This is a genomic window from Streptococcus sp. SC1, assembly GCF_030272855.1.
In the GTDB taxonomy this organism is placed as follows: Bacteria; Bacillota; Bacilli; order Lactobacillales; family Streptococcaceae; genus Streptococcus.
The window spans coordinates 214,229-231,350 of record NZ_JAQCMU010000002.1 but is presented as its reverse complement, the minus strand read 5'-3'; the positions used below and the strand labels follow the sequence as shown (position 1 = coordinate 231,350).

General features: G+C 43.2%; 15 protein-coding genes. All 15 read left to right on the top strand.

Annotation, left to right across the window (positions count from 1 at the left end; genetic code table 11):
* The first annotated feature begins 22 nt into the window (after positions 1-22).
* The 15 genes from pynA to uvrC all read left to right on the top strand — a co-directional run bounded on the left by pynA (position 23) and on the right by uvrC (position 17,068).
* Positions 23-709 (top strand): pyrimidine 5'-nucleotidase PynA, encoded by a 687-nt coding sequence (gene pynA / locus PAN94_RS03990; RefSeq protein WP_285874733.1) that lies wholly within the window; start codon positions 23-25, stop codon positions 707-709.
* Positions 710-836: 127 nt separating this feature from the next.
* Positions 837-1,109 carry a 30S ribosomal protein S16 gene (gene rpsP, locus PAN94_RS03985; RefSeq protein WP_005590447.1) on the top strand — a complete coding sequence of 91 codons (273 nt, stop codon included), beginning with the start codon at positions 837-839 and terminating at the stop codon, positions 1,107-1,109.
* A 19-nt stretch (positions 1,110-1,128) separates the two neighbouring features.
* The gene (kphA, locus tag PAN94_RS03980) at positions 1,129-1,368 is read left to right on the top strand and encodes an RNA-binding protein KphA (protein WP_005590445.1); all 240 of its coding nucleotides are present in this window, start codon (positions 1,129-1,131) and stop codon (positions 1,366-1,368) included.
* 260 nt (positions 1,369-1,628) lie between these two features.
* Positions 1,629-2,180, top strand: a complete 552-nt coding sequence (locus PAN94_RS03975; protein WP_285874731.1) for a putative immunity protein — start codon at positions 1,629-1,631, stop codon at positions 2,178-2,180.
* Positions 2,177-3,526 carry a TrkH family potassium uptake protein gene (locus PAN94_RS03970; RefSeq protein WP_285874729.1) on the top strand — a complete coding sequence of 450 codons (1,350 nt, stop codon included), beginning with the start codon at positions 2,177-2,179 and terminating at the stop codon, positions 3,524-3,526. Before PAN94_RS03975 ends, PAN94_RS03970 begins: the two co-directional genes overlap by 4 nt.
* Positions 3,527-3,536: 10 nt before the next feature.
* Positions 3,537-4,202, top strand: a complete 666-nt coding sequence (locus tag PAN94_RS03965) for a potassium channel family protein (RefSeq protein ID WP_285874728.1) — start codon at positions 3,537-3,539, stop codon at positions 4,200-4,202.
* Between the two features lie 158 nt (positions 4,203-4,360).
* Entirely contained in the window at positions 4,361-4,915 is a 555-nt protein-coding gene (locus PAN94_RS03960; protein WP_285874727.1) for a GNAT family N-acetyltransferase, read from the top strand.
* Positions 4,916-4,990: 75 nt separating this feature from the next.
* The gene (locus PAN94_RS03955) at positions 4,991-5,353 is read left to right on the top strand and encodes a TIGR02328 family protein (protein ID WP_285874726.1); all 363 of its coding nucleotides are present in this window, start codon (positions 4,991-4,993) and stop codon (positions 5,351-5,353) included.
* 94 nt (positions 5,354-5,447) lie between these two features.
* Entirely contained in the window at positions 5,448-5,966 is a 519-nt protein-coding gene (rimM, locus tag PAN94_RS03950; RefSeq protein ID WP_061422770.1) for a ribosome maturation factor RimM, read from the top strand.
* Positions 5,956-6,687 carry a tRNA (guanosine(37)-N1)-methyltransferase TrmD gene (gene trmD, locus PAN94_RS03945; RefSeq protein WP_285874724.1) on the top strand — a complete coding sequence of 244 codons (732 nt, stop codon included), beginning with the start codon at positions 5,956-5,958 and terminating at the stop codon, positions 6,685-6,687. Before rimM ends, trmD begins: the two co-directional genes overlap by 11 nt.
* A 258-nt stretch (positions 6,688-6,945) precedes the next feature.
* Positions 6,946-7,878: a metal ABC transporter solute-binding protein, Zn/Mn family gene (locus tag PAN94_RS03940; protein ID WP_285874723.1), complete on the top strand. Its 933-nt coding sequence runs from the start codon at positions 6,946-6,948 to the stop codon at positions 7,876-7,878.
* 8 nt (positions 7,879-7,886) lie between these two features.
* A complete protein-coding gene (locus PAN94_RS03935) occupies positions 7,887-11,183 on the top strand; it encodes a pneumococcal-type histidine triad protein (protein ID WP_285874722.1) in 3,297 nt (1,098 codons plus the stop codon).
* A gap of 231 nt (positions 11,184-11,414) precedes the next feature.
* Positions 11,415-13,859, top strand: coding sequence for a CAP domain-containing protein (locus PAN94_RS03930; protein ID WP_285874721.1), 2,445 nt, complete (start codon positions 11,415-11,417; stop codon positions 13,857-13,859).
* A gap of 195 nt (positions 13,860-14,054) precedes the next feature.
* Positions 14,055-15,149, top strand: coding sequence for a ferrochelatase (gene hemH, locus PAN94_RS03925; RefSeq protein ID WP_285874720.1), 1,095 nt, complete (start codon positions 14,055-14,057; stop codon positions 15,147-15,149).
* 86 nt (positions 15,150-15,235) lie between these two features.
* Positions 15,236-17,068, top strand: coding sequence for an excinuclease ABC subunit UvrC (uvrC, locus tag PAN94_RS03920; RefSeq protein ID WP_285874719.1), 1,833 nt, complete (start codon positions 15,236-15,238; stop codon positions 17,066-17,068).
* Positions 17,069-17,122 lie beyond the last annotated feature (54 nt).

Genomic DNA, 17,122 nt, shown 5'->3' with positions numbered 1-17,122 from the left:
AGTTACAGAAAGGATTTCAACCTTGTCATACAAATTTCTACTTTTCGACCTTGACCATACGCTGCTGGATTTTGATACGGCAGAAGACATTGCCCTGACTCATTTTTTGGAGAAGCAGGGCGTGACGGAGATTCAGACCTACAAAGACTATTATATTCCGATGAACAAGGGGCTTTGGCGGGATCTAGAGCAGGGGAAAATCACCAAGCCAGAGCTGGTCAATACCCGCTTTTCTCGTCTTTTTGCTCATTTTGGCATTGAGAAGGATGGAGCCGAGTTAGCTCTTCTCTATCAGCAGCATATTGCTCAGCAAGGACAAACCTACGCTGGTGCTAGCGAGCTTTTGGACAGTCTGACAGCAGCTGATTATGAGATTTACGGAGCCACCAACGGTATCACGGCTATTCAGACCGGTCGCATGGCTCATTCCGATATTGCGCCCTATTTTAATCACATTTTCATTTCGGAAAAGATGGGAACTCAGAAGCCTGAGGCTTTGTTTTATGAAAAAATAGCAGAGCAGATACCCGGTTTCGACCTGTCTCAGGCTTTGATGATTGGGGACTCCTTGACAGCAGATATTGCTGGCGCTAATAATGCAGGAATGGACTCTCTCTGGTACAATCCCAAGAAGCTGATTAACAATAGCAGTGCGCAGCCGACTTATACGGTATCATCTTATGAAGAAATTAAAAAAATACTGCTTTGAAAAAATTTTTTGAGCCTGTCAAGAAAAAAACTTGACAGCTGTATTTAATCTGCTATAATAGAACATGTGCTAAATAGCTCAGCTATTTCACCGAAATAAAAAATAAGAAAAGAGAGAAATTTTAAAAATGGCAGTAAAAATCCGTTTGACTCGTATGGGTTCTAAGAAAAAACCTTTCTACCGTATCAACGTTGCAGACTCACGTTCACCACGTGATGGACGTTTCATCGAAACAGTTGGAACTTACAACCCACTTGTTGAAGAAAACCAAGTGACATTGAAAGAAGATCGCGTTCTTGCATGGTTGGCTGATGGAGCTCAACCTTCAGATACAGTTCGCAACATCCTTTCAAAAGCTGGTGTTTTGAAGAAATTCCACGATTCAAAATACTCTAAATAATAGAAGTGCAGGTTGATATATGGACACGATTGAAAATCTCATTATTGCGATAGTGAAACCTTTGATTTCACAGCCAGATGCCTTAACTATCAAGATTGAAGATACACCTGAGTTTTTAGAGTATCATCTTGATCTTGATCCAAGCGATGTTGGACGTGTGATCGGTCGTAAAGGTCGTACTATCTCCGCTATAAGGACGATTGTTTACTCTGTCCCAACCGAGTACAAAAAAGTTCGCATCGTCATCGATGAGAAATAAGAAGCAGCGGGGCATGTGTCCCGTTTTTTCTATGGCCCTTAATGAAACAAGCCGTTAGGCGTAGTTGCATTTAGGGCCATTGATGCAGTTCGAGCTTTGCGAGAACTACGTTCCTTATTATCCTTAATGAAACAAGCCGTTAGGCGTAGTTGCATTTAGGGCCATTGATGCAGTTCGAGCTCTGCGAGAACCAAGTATTTCAGTTAAGACAAACGCAAAATCTACACTCGAATTCAAATAAATTCGAAGCCGGAGGACATATGAATCCAGAAGAGTATGCTTGGAACGTTCATGAGCGCAAGCGTTATGAGAGTGATCAAGTGATTTTACCGAGCCCATACAAACTGAAAATCCTGGATGATAGTGAGAAGAGATTGGAATTGGAGCTTGTTTTGGAGCAGCTTCCTCAGAAGCAACTGGCTCGATGGGCTATGAAAATGGCATCAAGCTTTATAGCTCTGATAGATACGGAAGATGAGTTTGAGAAGCAGAGGATTTTGACTCAAGTAAGAGAGGTTTTTCAGGCTCGACTTGATGGGAGGGCATCTGCCTATGAACTAAGGAAGGCTGGTTTCTTGGCTAATAAACTGTCTCAGCAGACTCAATCACAAATCGGTAAATATGCTGCGCGTGTCTTTGCCCAAGCAGTCGCAACAGCCCATATGAGGGGACATGCTATTGTCGCAGCGGATTATGCCATCAAAGTCAGAAACTTGCAGAGTCCAGATGATTTGAAGCGGGCTGTCAGGGAAAGAGAGAGACAGATAAAGCTGGCCTCTGTTTTTACTAGATCAAGAAAGGAAACTTTATGAAGCATTTATTTTCACGCTTGTCACCAGCGCAAAAGATTATCTTGTCTTTTCTTTTGGTGATATTTTGTGGCTCCTTGCTACTCAGTCTGCCTTGGGTGCAGACGGAAAGTTCCCAAGCGGGCTATCTGGATCATCTTTTTACAGCGGTCTCCATGGTCTGTGTGACAGGGCTTTTTACTCGATCGGTTGTAGATACATATAATGTCTGGGGGCAGCTCCTTTGTATGCTGCTAATTCAGATTGGTGGTTTGGGAATCCTGACCTTTATCGGATTTTTCACCATGGAAAGTCGGAAAAAGCTCAGTCTCAAGGATCGCCGCATTCTGCGGGATAGTTTTAGTTATGGGCACAATCGTACCTTGGGTCAATTTGTCCGTTCGATTTTTATCACGACTTTTACTATCGAAGGACTGGGCGCTCTCCTTCTTATGATTCGCTTCATTCCTAAGTTTGGTTTGGGAAGAGGGATTTTTAATTCTATCTTTTTAGCCGTTTCTGCATTTTGTAATGCAGGATTTGATAATTTTGGCAATGATAGCCTACTAGGCTTGCAGACAGATGTTTTGGTCAATATCACCTTGGCTCTCCTCATTATTACTGGAGGACTTGGCTTTATGGTCTGGTTTGACTTGGCGACTAAATTGGGAGGAAAACAGAAGGGGCTGCACTTTCATACTAAGGTAGTCTTACTGCTGACTGCTGGTCTCCTCGTTTTTGGGACGGTCGCGAGTCTCTGGACGGAGTACAATAATCCTGGAACGATTGGCAATCTTTCCTTTGGCGATAAGCTACTGGTCAGCTTTTTCCAGACAGTCAGCATGAGAACAGCTGGCTTTGCTTCCATAGATTATACAGCTGCTCGTCCAGTAACCCTGTTTATCTATCTGCTCCAGATGTTTCTAGGAGGAGCTCCGGGTGGTACAGCGGGCGGTCTGAAAATTACGACCTTCTTAGTTCTTTTGCTGTTCGCCCGTAAGGAAATTTTGGGCTTGCCTCATACTAATATGGGGCGGAGAACGCTGGCTCCTCAGCTAGTGCAGAAGGCTTTTGGTGTGACAGTGATTTTTCAGCTGACATTTCTGCTTGGTCTTTTGGCTCTTGGGCTAGTGACCGATAGCAGTCATCGTTTTATTTACCTAATATTTGAGACTGTTTCGGCATTGGCTACAGTTGGTGTCACGGCCAATATCACTACCAGCCTCAATACAGCTGGTATGATTGTGATTATGCTGCTGATGTTTATTGGACGGGTGGGGCCGCTGACTCTTATGGTCAGTCTCAGCCATTATCAACCGAAGAAGGCGACTACCTTGCACTACAGCAAGGCGGACATTATGATTGGATAGGAGAAAAGAAATGGCAAATCAAACAGTTGGAATCCTCGGCTTGGGGATTTTTGGACAGAGTATCATTGAGGCCTTGATTTCTCAAGATGTAGAAATCATTGCGATTGATAATCACGAAGAGACAATCAATCAGTATGAAGACATGATTGCCGTCGGTGTGATCGGGGACATCACCGATATGGAGCTTTTGGAGGCAGCAGACGTTGGTTCCTGTGATACGGTCGTCGTGGCGACTGGTGAAAGTTTGGAATCCAGTGTCCTAGCGGTCATGCACTGTAAGGCATTGGGCGTTAAAAATGTCATTGCCAAGGTCAAGGATGAAGTGACCCAGCAGGTGCTGGAAAAGGTGGGAGCTGATTTGGTTATCCTGCCTGAAGTGGAGGCTGGCATTTCATTGGCCAAGACCATTCTCTTTAACCATTCGATTGAGGTTTTCCAGCTGGATGACGATGTAGTGGTGGCTGAGTTTGAACTGCCTGCTAGCTGGCTCGGGAAAACAGTTCGTGATGTAGATGCTCGTAGGCTGTATCATCTCAATATTATTGGCTATCGTCTGACAAAAAATCAGCCTTTGGAAAGTCAGTTTACTCCAGACTTTGTCTGGCCAGCAGGAGTCAGCATTATGGCTGTGACGGATAACCAGCATTTGGATAAATTACGTGAAATAGTGAAGTAGTGGCTGGGAGTCCAATCGGGACCAACTATCAGTAGTTCCTAGGAACTCGGAATCTTACCATCACTTCAGAAAAATAAATACATAAGAGCTCTCTCAGGGCTCTTTTTTGAAACCAGTTATAAAATTTGTTATACTATCACTAGAAAAGGAGTGATTTTATGAGCTTAACCAGCCAGATCATTACAGCAGATTTTCCAGATTTGGAAAAGGTAGAAGCCTTGAATAATGAAGCTTTCCCAGAAGAGGAAAGGATACCGCTCAGTGAATTTTTACGATATGAGGAACAGGAAGATGCTAATTTTTTCGCCTTTTATCATGAAAAGGAGTTTGTTGGTTTTGCCTTTGCCATTTCCAACGCGCAAGCCTTTTATGTTAGTTTCTTTGCGATTATGCCTCACCTGCGCAGCCATGGCTATGGCGGTGAAATCATCGAAAAGCTGGTCAATTTCTATCAGCGAACCATGCTTTTAGAAATCGAGCGTCTGGATGAGCCCTGTGACAATCTTGAGCAGCGTCAAGCTCGCTGGGATTTCTATCACAGCAAGGGCTTCCGCTCAGCCAATGCCTTTCTGGAATATGAGGATCTTAGCTTTGAAATCCTTTATCGAGGAGAGTCTTTTGACGAAGAAGCCTATCGGGACATTTTCCACCGACTTCAGGAAGAGAATTATTTCGACTTTGAAATCAAACATAGACGTTTCAGCGATTATTAAAAGGAAGTTCTCTGGAGCTCAATTACGATTTGGAGCAACAAAAGATTGCTTTGTTTTTACTAAATGGAGGTTAGAATGAGACTCTGGCATCAAGCACTGATTCCCAAACTTCCCCGTCCGCAACTGCTTGGCCAGCATCGGGAATGCTGCGCTCTTCGTGGCAATGGCTGGGGCAAGAAACATGCGACCGTTGACTATGTTTTTACCCACTCTCCTTACTTGCTTTATCGCTACTATGAGCTGATTATGGAGGAGATGAGCAAGCGAGGTTATCGTGTGTCCCCAGAGTGGCTGGAGCGGGACTATCGTGGCAAGACTTGTCCGTCCTATGTGCATCTGGAAGAAATCGCTGTGGCGAGCCCTATTTACCCCGAGCATGACGCGGCTTACTATGAAGAATGCCTGCAAAATCTCAAAGAAAAAGGCATTGACTTATAGGCTTTTCCGCTGCCTAAGCCAGCTGCCTGCCTTGAGAAAAAGCTAGCAAAATGATACAATAAAACGAATAGTAAAAAGATTAACTGGAGTAAAAATGAATTATTTTAATGTTGGGAAAATCGTCAATACCCAAGGTCTGCAAGGCGAAATGCGGGTTTTATCAGTGACAGATTTTGCAGAGGAGCGTTTTAAAAAAGGCAATAAACTGGCTCTTTTCGATAAGAAAGACCAGTTTGTCATGGACGTGGAAATTGCCAGCCATCGCAAGGCCAAGAACTTTGATATCATCAAGTTCAAGGGCATGTATCATATCAATGACATCGAGAAATTTCGTGACTTTAGTCTGAAAGTAGCCGAAGAAGACTTGGCTGATTTGGAAGATGGGGAATTTTACTACCATGAAATCATCGGCCTTGAAGTTTATGAAAATGATGTTCTGCTAGGTACGATTAAGGAGATTCTCCAGCCAGGAGCCAATGATGTCTGGGTGGTCAAACGTAAGGGCAAGCGCGACTTGCTGCTGCCTTACATTCCTCCAGTGGTGCTAAGCATTGACATCGAGCAAGGCCGGGTTGATGTAGAGATACCGGAAGGACTGGACGATGAAGATTGATATTTTGACCCTCTTTCCAGAGATGTTTGCGCCCTTGGAGCACTCGATCGTGGGTAAGGCGCGAGAAAAAGGAATCTTGGAAATCAATTATCACAATTTTAGAGAAAATGCGGAAAAATCTCGGCATGTGGATGACGAGCCTTATGGTGGCGGTCAAGGCATGCTGCTGCGGGCTCAGCCTATTTTTGATGCCTATGATGCTATTGAAAAGAAGCAGCCGCGCGTGATTTTGCTGGATCCTGCCGGACGTACCTTCGATCAAGCCTATGCTGAGGAATTGGCCAAGGAAGAGGAATTGATCTTCATCTGCGGTCACTACGAAGGTTATGATGAGCGGATCAAGACCTTGGTGACGGACGAGATTTCGCTAGGTGACTATGTGCTGACCGGAGGAGAATTGGCGGCTATGACCATGATTGATGCGACAGTTCGCTTGATTCCAGAGGTTATTGGCAAGGAAGTCAGTCACACGGATGACAGCTTTTCGTCTGGACTCTTGGAGTATCCTCAGTACACTCGTCCTTATGACTATCGGGGCATGGTCGTTCCGGAAGTCCTCATGAGCGGCCATCATGAAAACATCCGCAAGTGGCGTCTCTATGAAAGTCTGAAAAAAACCTATGAGCGTCGTCCGGACTTGCTGGAAAACTATGAATGTACAGCTGAAGAAGCCAAAATGTTGGAAGAAATTCGAGCCAATAGTAGAGATAGTGAACACTAGTCCTTTCTATAAAATAGCAAAATTATATATCGATTTCTCAAAGCCACGTTTGTGGCTTTTTTAATTGGATGAAGGGATGGAAAATTTTTGAAAAAATTCAAACTTCCTTCTTGACAGAAAAAATAAAAAGGAGTATTATCTTAACTAGTTAATAAACCAGTTAATAAAAGAAGCTATTTTTGAAAGCAATTCTTGGGAAAGAATGTTTTGAAAATAGTTATTTCTTTGAATGATTGCTAAACTGGTTAAGGAGTTGAAATGAAAATCAAAAAGGTTTTGATAGCTCTAAGCCTAGTCTTACTGGGACTTGGCTTTGCTTCTTGTAGCAAAAAGGAAGCAAGCGGTGCTGGTAGCAAACATGGGCTCAATATTGTCACGAGTTTTTACCCGATTTATTCGATGGTCAAAGAAGTCTCGGGAGACTTAAATGATGTACGGATGATTCAGTCGGGCGCAGGGATTCATGAATTTGAGCCGTCAGCCAGTGATGTAGCGGCTATTTATGAAGCAGATGTCTTTGTGTATCATTCGCGGACTTTGGAGTCTTGGGCTGGTAGTCTGGATACTAGTTTACAAAAGTCCAAAGTAGCGGTCGTAGAAGCCAGTAATGGGATGCAGTTGGACAAGGTGGCCGGCTTAGAAGAAGTGTCTACGGAGGAAGGGATTGATGAAAAGACCCTCTATGACCCACATACCTGGCTAGATCCTGAAAAAGTAGCAGAAGAGGCGCAGATCATTGCTCAAGAATTGTCCAAGCTAGATAGTAAAAATGCGGATACCTATCAAAAAAATGCTCAAAAATTTGCAGAGAAGGCAAAGGCCCTGAGCCAAAAATACCAAGGAGTCTTTAGCGAGCTAGATGAAAAAACTTTTGTGACCCAGCATACGGCCTTTTCTTATCTAGCCAAGCGTTTCGGTCTCAAGCAATTAGGGATTTCAGGCATTTCGCCAGATCAAGAGCCTAGTCCAAGGCAGTTGACGGAGATACAAGATTTTATCAAGACCTATAAAGTCAAGACGATTTTTGTCGAGAGCAATGCTTCTTCTAAGTTGGCTGAAACCTTGAAGAAGGCGACAGGAGTCAACCTAAAGGTGCTGAATCCTCTGGAAGCAGATCCTGAAAATGACAAGACCTATCTTGAAAATTTAGAAGATAATTTAGAAATTTTAGCCAAAGAATTAAAACATTGAGGTGATGTATGAAAAAGAAATATATTATTAGTTCAGTTGCGGCACTAGCTACACTTGGTGTGTGCGGTTATGCGATCATGCAGTATCAAGCAGATAAGCCACAAGAACAAGCAAGAAATCGAGTGGCCTATGTAGAAAAGAAATCTACAAATAAGCAGGACAATAAATCTCAAAAAGCCGAGAAATTGACACCTGAGCAGATTCAGGCCAAAGAAGGCATTACTGCTGAGCAGATCGTTGTCAAGATTACGGACCAAGGCTATGTGACTTCACATGGCGATCACTATCATTACTATAATGGCAAGGTCCCCTTTGATGCAATTCTGAGTGAAGAGTTGATTATGCGGGATCCAAATTATCAATTGCAGGAGTCAGATATTGTCAACCAAGTGAAAGATGGCTATATTATCAAGGTTGCAGGCAAATATTATCTATATCTGACCAATGCTAAAGAAACCAGCAATGTCCGTTCAGTTGATGAAATCGCACGGCAAAGACAGATTCATCCTAGCAAGGAAGAAGGAGAAGGCGGTTCAGAAGCTAAATCGAGTCAAACTGTTAGCAGAAAAACACAAGACTTCAGTCGTCCAAGTGCCGCCTATGCTGCAGGAAAGAGAACCTATCAAGCAGAAGGCACTGCATCGAGTCGGAGCAATGGCGCCTATACAACAGATGACGGCTATGTTTTCAGTCCATCTGATGTGATTTCGGATACAGGAGATGGCTTCCTTGTGCCACATGGCGGTCATATGCATTATATTCCTAAAAGTGATCTGTCGCCAGGTGAATTAGCGGCTGCCCAAGCCTACTGGGATTCCTTGCAGCGAGGCAAGCAAGCAGCTACTCCAGCTGAAAATCCTAATACAGGAGGAGAAGCTTCTGCTCCTACAGGTAAAGCATCAGAAAATCAACATGCAGGAACTGCGACTAAGCCAGCGTATCAAGCTGACAAGGGACAGACTGCTAAGCCAGCTCAACCGTCCAAACCTGCCCAATCAGATGCTGGGCACGGAGCTAAACCAGCTGAAAAAGCAGAAGATGCACCATCAAGTTATCAAACCTTACTTGAGAAACTCTACCGTACACCAAAAGAAAAACGCTATGTTGAAAAAGATGGGCTTGTCTTTGATCCAAGTAAAATCGTTAGACGGACCGCAGAAGGAGTAGCCATTCCGCATGGAAATCACTACCACTTTATCCCTTATAGCAAACTGTCCGCTCTAGAAGAAGAAATAGCTCGGAACATTCCTGTTGCTGGTCAGCAGACTTATCCTAAGGCTGCTGCAAGTACACCAAGCCAGCCTAGCCAACCAGCAAATCCAAGCCAGCCAGCTAAACCAACTGATAAAGACGAGCACGACCATGGTTTCCATGCTGAACATGTCATCTCAAAAGATGAGGAAGGTTACGTTGTCCAACACGGCGGGCATGCACATTATTTCTTCAAAAAGGATTTGACAAAAGATCAGATTGCAGCGGCAGAGGCTAACCTGGCTAAGCACAAAGATTCAAGCCAGTCCAGTCAAGTCAGCACAGAATATGACCGTTTTTCTCGTGACGCAAGTGATGAAGAGAAAATCGCTTATATTTCCAAGACTTATGGTGTACCGCGTGAAGCAATAAAGATTTCAAAAGGCTTCTTTGTCTTTAATAATCCAGATCAAGACTACGATCCGACACATATCCATCCATATGCTGTTCGAAAAGAGCATGTTCGGATTCCTTTAGAAACTGGAAATCCAGAGCTGGACTTCCTAAACGAGCTTTATACAACAGCCCTGCGTTCAGGTCTGTCTCCGTACAGTATCCAGGTTGAAAATGGTCAATTTGTCATTCCGCATGGCGATCACAACCACTACATTCGTGTCCAATCCAAAGGATTGAATCTAGGCCTGAAGAACAAAATCCCAGCTTTGCAATCAGCTTATCAAGCAGGAGGCTATGATGAAAAGGCTGTTCTTGAAAAGGTAGATACTCTCCTGACAGCTAGCCGAACCATTTATGCTAAAGACTTGCTTATGCAACGTAGAATCGAGCTAGCTCTCGGTAATTTTGTAGAAACCATGAAGCAATTGCCAAGCAACTCAACAGAGGGCTATCTGGCAAGTCTGGATCAATTTGATAAGCACTACATTCATGTTGACGAGAAAGCGAAAACGGAAGAGCTGACAGAAGTTGATAAAAAATATCAAGAATTGGTTGACAAGATCAAACGTTTGGAAACAGACAGCTACAATGTGAATAAAACCAGCTTGCTCGGTGAATTGCAGACAGCTAAGGTAGAAAAAAATGAAGCTAAGATGGCTGAGATTGAGCAGCTATTGGCAAGTCTGCAAGATTATCAAGATCGGACAGGAGTGACCTCCGTTGAGTATCTCAAAGCTTTCTATCTTGCGGTTGATGATGCTCGCTTGCAGCCAGAACTTCGTAAGAAAGTTGCTGATTTGACGCTCAAGCTTTATAAATCTCAGGCGTTTATTGAAGCGGTCGACCTGAAAGCTCTTTTCTTGGAACTCTATCAAACCAAGCTCGAAGTTGATAAGGCTCTGGCAAGTGGCGAGGCAGCTTCGGCCAAGGATAAAACGGTTCTGGATACCGAAAAGGTGGACGATCACAGTTATAAGACGGCCATCTATGGTTTCTTGAAAGAATTGTATGGAGAATTTGCACCACAACCTACTGAGGAAATCTCAGAAGCAACTCTCCAAGCTCTCTTCCAAAAAGGGCAAGAACTTTTGGAAAAAGTAACGGATTCGACTCTGCAAGAAAATTATCAAAAGAAACTCGTAGCACTTGGTACTGATTTGCAAGAAGGTCGCAAAGATCGAGAAACAATCTTAGCAGAAACGAAAACGCTCTTGACTCAAATCGTTGAAACCTTAAAAGAACAGCAAGCATCTGGAGCGCTCAAGGATAAAGAGATCTATCTTAAAATTTACAATTTGCTGATGTCCGCCCACAAGATGCTTGAGGAACAACAGGGGACAGATGAGCAATTTGCCAAGGTAGATGGTTTATTGGATAAATTATCCGATCCGAGTGTGGACAAAGCAGGCTTATTAGCCGAAGCAGAAGCGTTCTTTAATCAGCTTCAAGCCAACAAGCCAGCTCCGACTGAAGCTAAAATTGAGACGGAGGCCAGTCCGGCTGAGGAGACTAAAGAAGAAAAAACGAGCGAGGCTCCTAAAGAGACTGTGGAAGAGCCAAGCTCACCAGCCACTCCTAAAGTAGAAGAAGCGAATGCACCAGCTCCTTCAGAAAAAGAGGCTGAAAGTCAAGTGGCGTCAGAAGTAAATAAGCAGTAAAGAAATTTTTTCTAAATAAATAGAAATGAGGAGCGGAAGAGGCGAAAAATGCTTTAAATCCGCTCTATTTCTATATTCTTAGGATGGAGCGTTCGATTTTTGTCATAAAATTGTAATAGAATTTCTATTTAAATGATATGGTTTTGACTGGTTTAACCAGTCATTTTATGTTAGTATTATAGCATAGGACTGATTGTAAAATGATACATGTGCTATTAGAAGGAGATGTCTATGGACAAGAAAATTGGTAAATCCGTTGTAGCAACTGGCATTGCAGCGACAACGATTATTTCTGGTGCGCTTAGCCATCAGGTAAAAGCGGATGAACTCGTTGAGTCAACGGCTACGAAACCAAAGGCAACAGCAGTTACCGAGAAACCAATTACGACAGCGGATGTAGCAGAAGCGAAGGAAAAAGCAGATGCTGCCAAGAAAAATGTAAATCAGCAACAAGAGCAAACTAAGAAAGCTGAAGCAGACCTTGAAGGAGCTAAAACTACAGTTTCAGAGGCTCAAGAGAAAGTGGCTACAGCTACTGAAAATGAAAAAGCAGCAACTGAAGAAAACATTTCTCAAGCAGAGACCAGTGTTAAAAAAGCTGAAGAAGAAGTAACAGCAAAATCAGAAACTGTCAAAGAAGCAGAAACTGCAGTTCAGGAAGCAAGTCAGGCAGTTAAAGACCAAGAAAATACAATTGCTGGCCAGCAATCATTGGTGGATGTGGCAGAATCTGAACTAAACAAAGCTAAAGAACCAGTTCATGCAGAAACTGCAGCTGTAGAAACTGCTAAAAATCAGGAAAATCAAGCTCAAACAGCTGTGGAGCATGCTAAAAATGAACTAGCAAAAGCGGAACAAGAAGCAAACGTTGCGCCACAAAATCAAGCAGAAATCCAAAACAAAATCAATCAAACTCAGGCTAAGTTAGAGCAGACCAAGCAATTGATTGCTGCAACAAATACAGAGTTGGTGCATGAACAGAAAAATGCAAGTACAGCACCGGTTGATTTACGAAATACGACCTATTCGCAATTCTTAGAGAATCTTCGAGATAATTCGAACAACGAAGCCGTAAGAAATGCTGCAGCCGACGCTTTAGCCCTTTACAAACGTGGTCAGAATGAATTCAAGATCACGGTCGGATCAGATCCATCTAGCCCAGCGAGCTTGGAAAATAACTTGCAGGCCTTGGAATTGGTTAAGGCTATCAATGCTTACCGTCGTAATGCGGGTCTCCCAGAGCTTTTGGTGGATCCATATGCTAATGTTGCCAGCCAAATTCAGACCTTGTACTTTGAGAAGGCTAACTGGCACATGGGCAAGCTGATTGGCAATGAAAACGTGGCCATCAGCTTCAATCCTCAAGGTGCGGTTAATTTCTGGCATAGTGAAAAAGCCTTGTATCAGAAGATTGCTGCTCAATACGGCTTGCCAACTGATGAAAGACAACTGGATGCCAATGCCATTTATATGAAGGTGGGGCCTAACGTCTTTGCGCAAATCGGTCACTATGTCCAAATGATGGATAACAAGGCCAATGTAATCTCTGCTGCCTATGACACTCATCCAAATCAGTTTGGAACTCCATACGGAACTTCAGAAGTTGGATTCCATAATGTTCGGAATTTCAATCAAAGAGTTAATAATGGCACATTGCTAACCGTTGAAGCTATGGAGAAACTTCTCCGCAGCGGTGGCAGTCGTGGAGCTGCCTTAAGTGCCAATGTGACAGCATTGAAGAATCGCTTGGCAGAGTTACAAGCGCAAAAAGTTAGTCAAGAATCTAGCCTGAATCTTTTGAATAATCAATTAACAGATTCGTATAAGGCACAGAAAAATCGTTCGGCTGCTGTTGTAAAAGCCAAACAGAATCTTGAAGCTGCTGAGAAAGCCTTGGCTCTGACCCAACAAAACTTGTCAGATAAAAAGGCTGCTTTGAAGTCAGCGACAGCAAGAATCGCGTCTGCCCTTTCTCCATATCAGGCTAAATTGCAAAAAGCTCAGGCAACCTTAGTAGAGGCTAAGAATCAACTTGCAGCTTTAAAGACGGCTGAGGAAAATAAGAATAAGGCACTAGAAGCGGCCAAAGCTGAATTAGTCGCTGCTCAAAATCGTGTAGCAGCGGCTCAGAAGAAAGTTTCAGATCTCAAAACAGCTCCACAACAATTGGAAAAAGCTAAGCATGACTTGGCTGCAGCAGAGGCTGACCTGAAGGCTAAACAAGTTGTTGCTGAGACTGAGAATGCAAAATTAGTTGATTTGCAAACAGTCTACAATGAGTTGCTAGCAAATTACAATTATTTGCTAGACCTTCTTCCAAAAGAAGAGCGCCAAGCCCTAGCATCGGCCACTACAACTACTTATCAAGCAAATGGTGGACTTAATTTTGCAGCAGCAGGTGCAGGTAGTCAAACGCTTCTGACTTCGAATGCAAATTCAGCTTCTCAAGATGAGAAGGATGCATCGGTTGAAACATTGGCTAACGTAGCTACTCAAGCTCAGCCAAAAACTGATAATAATACTAATGCTCCAGCGACTCCTAAAGCTTCGCCTAGCCAGTCAGTTGTCCTTCCTAATACAGGAACGGAAGCGGAACAATTAGCCTTCCTTGGAATGACTCTCGGTGCAGCTCTTCTCGCAGGTGCTGTGAAACATCGCCGTAGAAAAACTTTATAGTATATAACAGTGAAGTGAGTGTTACAGCTCACTTCATTTTTTATTGGTGAATTAGTTTGATTGAATCAAATTTAGGAAGAAAAGTTTTTGACACTCAAATAATTCTTAAATTTAGCTAGAAAACATTCCTTTTATCTGCTTTTCAGGGGATATCATGTTATAATAGCAGAGGATTTTATACAAAAAGAGGAACTTATGACTAAAAAAGCTATTCTAATGATGACCTTTGGATCGCCAGAGGGCTATACTTTTGAGGATATTGCAGAATTTTTCACGAATATCCGTCGTGGCGTTCGACCTACTGATCAGGAGATTCAGCACCTTCATGATAATTATCAGCGTATTGGTGGCAGTCCCCTGCAACGCATCACGCGGGCAGAAGTTGAGCTAGTGAAAGAAGCTTTAAAGGGGGAATATGCTGTTTATTTTGCTAATAAATTTTCTCGCCCCTTTATTCCAGATGTTATTAAGCAGATGGAGGATGACGGGATTGAGGAATGTATCTGCTTGATTTTAGAACCGCATTATTCTTTTTACTCTGTCATGGGGTATGAAAAATTTATTACGAGCCAGACAATTAAATTCCATATTATCAAAGAATGGTATCAGGCTGAGGACTTGCTTCGCTTTTGGGAGGAAGAAATCAGGAAAATCTTGCAAACGCAAGTCAAAGATGAAAGTTTTAAGGTCATCTTTTCAGCTCACAGTGTGCCAGTTTTAGCGCTTGATTTTGAAGATCCATATATTGATCAGATTATTGAAAACTCACAGTTGATTGCGCATCGGCTTGGCCTTGCTCCATCTGAGTATACCAATACCTGGCAGAGCGAAAGCGATATTGGCTTGCCGTGGATCAAGCCAGATGTCTTAGAATATCTCCGAGATCAAACGACCCATCCACAACATTATATCTTTGTCCCAATTAGTTTCATCAGCGAACATATCGAGGTGCTGTTTGATAATGATGTGGAGTGTCAGGAATTGTGTCAAGAACTCGGTGTGGCTTATCATCGTCCACCAATGCCTAACACAGACTCCCGTTTGATTGATGCATTACTAGCGACTATTCGTCAACATGAAACAGAAGAGCTTCGATACATGCACCCAGAAGAAACAACCTTTGACGAATTGGCCCCTTCAGAAGAAAGCAATCAAATCTTGAGCGAAACAGAAGAACTTCAAATGCCTGAATTTGTCAAAAAGTTGATAGAGAAAAAGGGCAGAGAAAATGTCAAAATGCCTTATTTCATAAAGAAAATGTTAGAAAAAAGAGCGCGAGAAACAAAGTAAGTCTAGCCTATAAATAAACATTTGTAACAGTGCATGTTCTAGGAAAATGAAAAATTTCTATTGAAAAGATAGGGTTTTGGAGAAATATGTCTACAAACAAGCTAATTCAATCCAAGCTGGAACTGTTGCCGACCAGTCCCGGATGTTACATTCACAAGGATAAAAATGGCACCATTATCTATGTCGGCAAAGCCAAGAATCTGCGCAATCGGGTCCGTTCTTATTTCCGTGGCAGCCACGATACTAAGACGGAGGCTCTGGTTTCCGAGATTGAGGATTTTGAGTTTATTGTCACTGAGTCTAATATCGAGGCTTTGCTCCTAGAAATAAATCTAATCAAGGAAAATAAGCCCAAGTACAATATCATGCTCAAGGACGATAAGTCCTATCCTTTTATTAAGATTACCAACGAGATTTATCCTCGTCTGATCATCACGCGCCAAGTCAAAAAGGATGGTGGTCTTTATTTTGGCCCCTACCCAGATGTCGGTGCAGCCAATGAAATCAAACGCCTGCTCGATCGAATTTTTACATTTAAAAAATGTACCAATCCACCTGCAAAAGTCTGTTTTTATTATCACTTGGGGCAATGCGAAGCCCATACGATTTGCAAGCGGGATAGCCAGTATTTCAAGAATATGGCTCAGGAAGTGTCGGATTTTCTAAAAGGCCAGGACGATAAGATTATCGATGAGCTGCGTGATAAGATGAATAAAACAGCTGCAGCCATGGAGTTTGAGCGAGCGGCTGAATACCGTGACCTGATTCAGGCTATTGGAACCTTGCGTACCAAGCAGAGGGTCATGGCTAAGGATTTGCAGAATCGCGATGTTTTTGGCTATTATGTGGACAAGGGCTGGATGTGCGTGCAGGTCTTCTTTGTCCGGCAGGGTAAACTAATTGAGCGTGATGTCAATCTTTTTCCCTATTACAATGATCCAGACGAAGATTTCCTGACCTATATTGGCCAGTTTTACCAAGAAAAGTCCCACCTCAAGCCCAATGAAATCTTACTTCCAGCAGATATTGATGAAGAAGCCGTCCGAGCCGTGGTGGATACCAAAGTAGTCAAGCCTCAGCGAGGCGAAAAGAAACAGCTGGTCAATCTGGCTATTAAGAATGCTCGGGTCAGTCTCCAGCAGAAATTTGACCTTTTGGAGAAATCCGTTGAAAAAACGCAGGGGGCTATAGAAAATCTAGGGAAGCTCCTCAATATTCCGACACCCGTTCGGATTGAGTCTTTTGATAACTCCAACATCATGGGGACTAGTCCCGTATCGGCTATGGTGGTCTTTGTCAATGGTAAGCCTAGCAAGAAGGATTACCGCAAATATAAGATTAAGACGGTGGTAGGGCCGGACGACTACGCTAGTATGCGAGAAGTTATCAAGCGCCGCTATAGTCGGGTGATTCGTGACGGGCTGACGCCACCAGACTTGATTGTCATTGATGGTGGACAAGGTCAGGTCAATATTGCTAAAGAAGTTATCCAGAACCAGTTGGGGCTGGATATTCCCATCGCTGGACTGCAAAAAAATGACAAGCACCAGACCCATGAATTGCTCTTTGGCGATCCTCTTCAAGTCGTAGAACTGTCCCGTAATTCTCAGGAATTTTTCCTCCTCCAGCGCATCCAAGATGAAGTGCACCGCTTTGCCATTACCTTCCACCGTCAGCTTCGATCTAAGAATTCCTTCTCATCGCAACTCGATGGCATCGAAGGCTTGGGGCCAAAACGCAAGCAAAATCTCATGAAGCATTTCAAATCTCTGACCAAGATTAAAGAAGCCAGTGTCGATGAAATCGTCGAAGTGGGCGTACCGCGAGCAGTGGCAGAAGCTGTGCAGGCAAAACTCAATCAAAAAGAGCCATCCCGACCTTTGTTAGAAGTGGCGGAGCCGATTGTAGATATAGATTGAAAGAAAAATTATCTGATTTTAGAGAGATTCAGATACGGCTTTCAAATACTCATT

What these genes read in the sequence shown, in the direction of transcription:
- rpsP (WP_005590447.1), top strand. Translation starts at nt 837, where the DNA reads ATGGCAGTAAAAATCCGTTTGACTCGTATGGGTTCTAAGAAAAAACCT.
- kphA (WP_005590445.1), top strand. Translation starts at nt 1,129, where the DNA reads ATGGACACGATTGAAAATCTCATTATTGCGATAGTGAAACCTTTGATT.
- PAN94_RS03975 (WP_285874731.1), top strand. Translation starts at nt 1,629, where the DNA reads ATGAATCCAGAAGAGTATGCTTGGAACGTTCATGAGCGCAAGCGTTAT.
- PAN94_RS03970 (WP_285874729.1), top strand. Translation starts at nt 2,177, where the DNA reads ATGAAGCATTTATTTTCACGCTTGTCACCAGCGCAAAAGATTATCTTG.
- PAN94_RS03965 (WP_285874728.1), top strand. Translation starts at nt 3,537, where the DNA reads ATGGCAAATCAAACAGTTGGAATCCTCGGCTTGGGGATTTTTGGACAG.
- PAN94_RS03960 (WP_285874727.1), top strand. Translation starts at nt 4,361, where the DNA reads ATGAGCTTAACCAGCCAGATCATTACAGCAGATTTTCCAGATTTGGAA.
- PAN94_RS03955 (WP_285874726.1), top strand. Translation starts at nt 4,991, where the DNA reads ATGAGACTCTGGCATCAAGCACTGATTCCCAAACTTCCCCGTCCGCAA.
- rimM (WP_061422770.1), top strand. Translation starts at nt 5,448, where the DNA reads ATGAATTATTTTAATGTTGGGAAAATCGTCAATACCCAAGGTCTGCAA.
- trmD (WP_285874724.1), top strand. Translation starts at nt 5,956, where the DNA reads ATGAAGATTGATATTTTGACCCTCTTTCCAGAGATGTTTGCGCCCTTG.
- PAN94_RS03940 (WP_285874723.1), top strand. Translation starts at nt 6,946, where the DNA reads ATGAAAATCAAAAAGGTTTTGATAGCTCTAAGCCTAGTCTTACTGGGA.
- PAN94_RS03935 (WP_285874722.1), top strand. Translation starts at nt 7,887, where the DNA reads ATGAAAAAGAAATATATTATTAGTTCAGTTGCGGCACTAGCTACACTT.
- PAN94_RS03930 (WP_285874721.1), top strand. Translation starts at nt 11,415, where the DNA reads ATGGACAAGAAAATTGGTAAATCCGTTGTAGCAACTGGCATTGCAGCG.
- hemH (WP_285874720.1), top strand. Translation starts at nt 14,055, where the DNA reads ATGACTAAAAAAGCTATTCTAATGATGACCTTTGGATCGCCAGAGGGC.
- uvrC (WP_285874719.1), top strand. Translation starts at nt 15,236, where the DNA reads ATGTCTACAAACAAGCTAATTCAATCCAAGCTGGAACTGTTGCCGACC.